Genomic DNA, 5,353 nt, shown 5'->3' with positions numbered 1-5,353 from the left:
CTTACAACCTTAGATATTTATATTTGGTTTTAGTTCCCTATGAATACTTAGACTTCTGACACTTCCAGCCTTGTCGAGGCTTCAACCTAAAAGGCTACAGCCAGCCTATTGCGAGCGGACATACGCAGAAGCTATGCATAGCCCAGGGATCAAATAAGTGTTGCAGCGAGCTGTTGTCACAGGTAGCGTTGAAACATTGACTCAAAGGATTGAGCACATGTTATCGACCCTGCTTCGTCTTCTTGCGATTCTTTCATCTCATCTGCTTAGCAATCATTCCTGGGCATCGGAACCCGAGCTCTGGTATCAGAAGGTCTGGTGCGAAGGTAAAGGTGGCGAAGTTGAAGTCAGGCTGGATGATGGGAGACGTGTTGATTGCATGACTGAAAGTCATGCCATTGAAATGGATTTTGCCAACAAATGGCCTGAAGCCATCGGCCAGTCCCTGGCCTATGGAATGCTGACCAGAAAACAGGCGGGAATTGTGTTGATTCTGAGAAAACCATCCGACCATGAATACTGGGATCGCTTACAGCAGGTTTTGGAGCACTATCAACTTCCGGTTACGACTTGGAAACTCGGTCCCTGAAACCGCCGTTTTTTCTTTTATGAAAAAAGTTTAATGATTCACTCATCTTCCGGTTACCTGCCTTCGATTATGCTACGCCCATCTTTTAAACAGATACCTATATCGATAGAAAACCGGAGACTCAAACCATGAATCCAACACTGTCTGCTTTCCTTGCTGCTTCAACGATTGCTCTGACCACTGGCAACGCAATGGCTGAATACACCGGCCCCAATAGCACACCCACCATCAATGATATTGCCACCATCATCGAAAACCCGGTTGATGACTCCCGGGTAGAACTGACCGGTTACCTGACCAATAAAATCGACGATGAGACCTACACCTTTTCAGATGGTAAAGACAGCATTCAGGTAGAGATTGAGTCCAGAGACATGCCTGACGTGCAGATTAATGAAAAGACCAAAGTTAACATTCTGGGTGAAGTCGAAAGCGGTGCTTTTGAAACCACCGAAATTGAGGTCGAAAAAATTTCTGTCATTTAAACAGACCTTCCGTTTGAAAAAGGGTTGCCAGAAATCCTACGGCAACCCTCAGTCCGTTTAAAACAAAGCCAAAAATAGTCGACTGAAAGGAACATCTAATCAATCGATCTGGTAAACCAGCGTAGAACCAGAGACTTCATGACCGATAATCAATAAAGGCTTTCCAGTTGGACTTTCAGAAGCCTCGACAAACTTCATCCCTTCGGGAGACACATCGCCTGCTTTTTCTGGCTCTTTGTCAGTATCAACAGAAAAGTCACGGTTGTAGACATAGCGGACAAACTCAGCTTCTGCTGGATCAGTCACGTCGTACATCAGGACACCACCGGTTCGCTCCAGGCCAATAAACGCATATTGACGTCCATCAATCTCACCCACGGCCAGTGCCTCTGGCTCAGGGCCTTTATCATCACTGCGGTTATCGCCTTTGGTTTCCTCGTCATTATTGTTGAAATGTTTACCCAGTACGGCTGCTGTCACTTCTTCAAAGTCACTACCCGAGTCATAAACCAGCTCACCCGCTTCGTTCCAGATAGAAAATGAGCGAGCGCCATAGGAGTAAAGTTCTTCAAACTGGCCATCGTTATCCGTATCACCCAGTGTGTTGGTAATTTTCAGGCGAGCAAGCTTTTTCTTATCTTTGGCTGCCTCAGCATTAGGATGCTCCCGGGCGACCTCAACCTTCTTGGTACGAACCTCTTCTGTGAACCCCAGGCAACCGTCTTCGTTATCGTATTTCAAACCACCTGAAGCCAGGCACTGATCTTCAGAAGCAGTTGTGTACCAATAATCTCTGGCATCACCTTCGTTGGCTGTCACAACATAGGTTTTACCTTCGACCGAATAGGTAGCAATGGTATCTGGCTGATACATACCGTAGACACCGCTCCATTTCTGAAGATTCACACCACCATCTTTATTGCTGGCATCCATCGCAAATTGGCCATAATCCTTATAGCCAAGGGGAACAATAGAATCAATTCGCGCATTGGCAATATCAACGAGTGCCAGGGCATTGTTTTCCTGCAGAGAAACGTAAGCAGTTCCGGAATCAGCAGAAACGGCTATGTACTCAGGCTCAAGGTCCTGAGCCACAGAGGCATCACGACCAAAAACCCTGACATCTTTCGGCAATTCACTGTTTCTGGAGTAGCCTTTGTTGAAAGCAGTGAAAGTAGCATGACGTGGTTCTTCCAGTTTGCCTTCAGAAGTCACCTTGACAACGCTGACCGAACCTTCCGGGTCATCTTTGTAATCTGATGAAGGTTCACCTTCGTTTGCTGTCAGCAGGTATTTTCCATCCGGTGTAAAGGTCACCATATCAGGCAGCGCCCCTACCAATTTATAATCACTGAATACGGCACCACCTTCGGTATCGAGCTTATAAACAATGACAACGCCTTTCTTTTGTTTGTCGCTATTTTCAACAGCAACAGCCAAAAGATCGCCATGAACAGAAACGCTGTTAGCGGTGCCCAGCTTCATGCCATCAATACTGGACTCAAGATTGATCTTGCCAATTTTGAGAATATTGGAATCCATGGTCGGATTAGCAAGTGGCTGCCCCTTGAGGGATTTGCCACTGAGAATATCTATGGTTTTATCAAGGGCGTTGACAACATAGATAGACTGACTGGCTTTATGCCAGGCCACAATCTCTGCGGCACCTTTATGGTAACTGCCAGAAGCATATCGACCGATCGGCTCCATGGTGGGATGGGAAACTTCAGCATTTTCCTGAACCATTGAACAGCCAGCCAAAATAAAGGGAGCTGCCAGAGTGATAGCGTTGCGAGTAAGTTTCAGTTCCATTGAGGTTCCTGATTTTATTCAATTTGATCAGGGCTTTTTATAACGGTTGCAAATGACTGTTTAATGACAACTATGACATAGAGACAAAGTTGTCTCGCACCAACACTCTGAGGCTGCGCCAAAAGTGCGGCATTCTCTGTTTTGACAGCCTCCTCGACATGAGAACGAGAATGAGCAGAAAAGCTAACCAAAATCACAAACCCGGAGCAAGCTCCGGGTTATTAATATTCAGAGATGAATAATCTGAGCTTAAGCCTGCTCAACAGTATTCTTTTCAACGGCCTTGGGAGAAGCTTTAGTCAAACAGATAAAGCCAGCAATACCGGCTATCAGGGACGCAATCAGAACCCCTGCTTTGGCCAGTACTAAATCATTGGGGCTGCCAGCAAATGCCAGTTCTGATATGAAGATCGACATGGTGAAACCGATTCCGCCCAGAAAGGCAACGCCCACAATATGCAGGAAGTTACATTCATGAGGCAAGTCACCCCATCCCAGCTTCCAGCCTATCCAGGTGGCACCTGCAATACCAATTAACTTACCTAACACCAGACCCAGAGTGACACCCAAGGTGACGTTATTGAAAATCTCGGTATCCCCGGAAAAAACATCAAAGGGAATACCGGCATTGGCCAGGGCAAAAATGGGAATGACGATATAAGTCACCGGTAAGTGCAGGCTGGTTTCGATTCTCTGCAGTGGAGCTTCTGCCAGGCGAGTACCATTTCCAAGCGCCCGGACGTAAGCACGCATTTTTTCATTACGCAAAACGTCCTCACCAGGACGGTAACTACCATCAAATCGCCGAATCAGATTTTTTATCTGGTCACTGAATGCAACAGGATCGTATTTGGGTTTAGCCGGAATGGCAAAAGCGGTAATAACGCCAGCCAATGTCGCATGAATACCGGCTTCGTACAGCTGCAACCAGAGGCCACCACCCACCAGGAGATAAGGCAGTGGATTACGAATACCAAAAGCATTCATCACCCACAAAAAGGCAGTGAATCCAGCAGCCCACAGCAAAGCCACCTGATTGATTTCGTTGGTGTAGAAAACAGCAATGATCGCAATAGCTCCCAGGTCATCCACAATGGCCAAAGCCACGAGGAAGGTAATCAGACTTTTAGGAACACGGCCACCCAGAAGTGCACAGGTACCAACAGCAAAGGCAATATCCGTTGCCATCGGAATGCCCCAACCGTCTGCGGCAACACCTGTCGGGTTGATGCTGGCATAGATCAGTGCGGGCACTACCATACCCCCAATCGCAGCCATGATAGGCAATACGGCATGTTTGAGGTCGGAAAGCTCACCGACAAGAAACTCACGTTTGAGTTCGAGACCGACGTGGAAAAAGAAAAAAGCCATCAGACCATCATTGACCCAATGGTGAATAGACATCTTCAGGCCGCCTTCACCGATAGAAATACCGGCATAGGTTTTCAGAATCTGTTCATAGAGGGGAGACAGATTACTGTTCGCGATCACCAAAGCGATGACAGCGCAGATCATCAGAAGGATGCCGCTGGTCGTTTGACGATGGATAAATTCTTCAAAAGGCGTGAGGATACGGTCAAATGCCGCCTCCCAGCGAGCGTTATAAACCCTGCCTTTCCGACCAATAAATTTTGTAAAATTATTTCCCGCCACAGCAACTCCTCAAGAGCATCAAGCTTGACACCGTAGACTACATCATGCGTTTGTTGATGTCTCTTAAATGTTCAGCGAGTCTTTCAGTTGCCTTTAGTCAGTTATCTATCGGAGGTTATACCCCCATGAACCTGCTTACGAACTTCCGCTTCAAGACTTTGGAGTAAAAGGCTGGACATCCATCAATAGACGGCTCTCGTCTTTGTGCCGTCTTTTGTTGGTACAAAGCGGCTGCAAACAAAGGGGAATTCTTTTGTGGAAGTGTTAGGGTCAGGGATCCTTCGTAAGGCCAGCCCGCGATTTTTCACTAAAGGCGATACCTTTTTGTTATATTTCTCAAAATAAATGCTACCTTGACTTGACACAATTTGATACAAGATGAAGGCAGTTTACGATGAAAGAGTTAAGAATATCGCTTTTTCTTTACTTGATAACATCCGTATCAGTGGTAAATGCAAACCCTGAAATAATTCAAGCAGCTGAGAAATTTATACTTTTGAGTAACCAATTAGCGTTAAAAGTTATGCCTCCAGGAAGTCAAAGCCATGAAATATTTAGATCTATTAGTTTTAGCACTGGTTTGAATATAATGATTGACGATATCAGGGTACTTCTTTCTGAATTACAACACAGAACTACCAGAAAAGATTTAAGCGTAAAATCTTTGTTTGTTATGAATATGCCTAAATTGGTATTTCCTGTTTTTCCAACAACTTTTTACGAGTCTACTGCCGATTTTAGTTTGCAACAATTACGAGCATTGACATCCTCCCACAGCTAAAGCAGTGGGATTCCTCCAGCGAGACGGCTATGC

5 protein-coding genes are annotated in these 5,353 nt (G+C 45.8%); 3 read left to right on the top strand and 2 right to left on the bottom strand.

Going from position 1 to position 5,353, the window contains the following annotated elements:
* Positions 1-217 precede the first annotated feature (217 nt).
* Together KDK19_RS03260 and KDK19_RS03255 are read left to right on the top strand one after the other, a co-directional pair.
* The gene (locus tag KDK19_RS03260; protein WP_257255189.1) at positions 218-589 is read left to right on the top strand and encodes a hypothetical protein; all 372 of its coding nucleotides are present in this window, start codon (positions 218-220) and stop codon (positions 587-589) included.
* A gap of 128 nt (positions 590-717) precedes the next feature.
* Complete coding sequence (locus KDK19_RS03255) at positions 718-1,074, top strand: YgiW/YdeI family stress tolerance OB fold protein (RefSeq protein WP_257255188.1); 357 nt, start codon at positions 718-720, stop codon at positions 1,072-1,074.
* 99 nt (positions 1,075-1,173) lie between these two features.
* Here the strand turns inward: KDK19_RS03255 and KDK19_RS03250 are convergent, their stop codons facing one another.
* Together KDK19_RS03250 and nhaA are read right to left on the bottom strand one after the other, a co-directional pair.
* The gene (locus KDK19_RS03250) at positions 1,174-2,886 is read right to left on the bottom strand and encodes a choice-of-anchor I family protein (protein ID WP_257280852.1); all 1,713 of its coding nucleotides are present in this window, start codon (positions 2,884-2,886) and stop codon (positions 1,174-1,176) included.
* Positions 2,887-3,135: 249 nt separating this feature from the next.
* Positions 3,136-4,539 (bottom strand): Na+/H+ antiporter NhaA, encoded by a 1,404-nt coding sequence (gene nhaA / locus KDK19_RS03245; protein WP_257255186.1) that lies wholly within the window; start codon positions 4,537-4,539, stop codon positions 3,136-3,138.
* Positions 4,540-4,933: 394 nt separating this feature from the next.
* Between nhaA and KDK19_RS03240 the strand changes: the two genes are divergently transcribed.
* Positions 4,934-5,320: a hypothetical protein gene (locus KDK19_RS03240; protein ID WP_257255185.1), complete on the top strand. Its 387-nt coding sequence runs from the start codon at positions 4,934-4,936 to the stop codon at positions 5,318-5,320.
* The last annotated feature ends 33 nt before the right edge of the window (positions 5,321-5,353 follow it).

Source organism: Endozoicomonas sp. ONNA1 (genome assembly GCF_024606325.1).
Classification (GTDB): domain Bacteria; phylum Pseudomonadota; class Gammaproteobacteria; order Pseudomonadales; family Endozoicomonadaceae; genus Endozoicomonas_A.
Note: the sequence above shows the minus strand (reverse complement) of the source record. Positions and strands in the feature narration are given on the sequence as shown.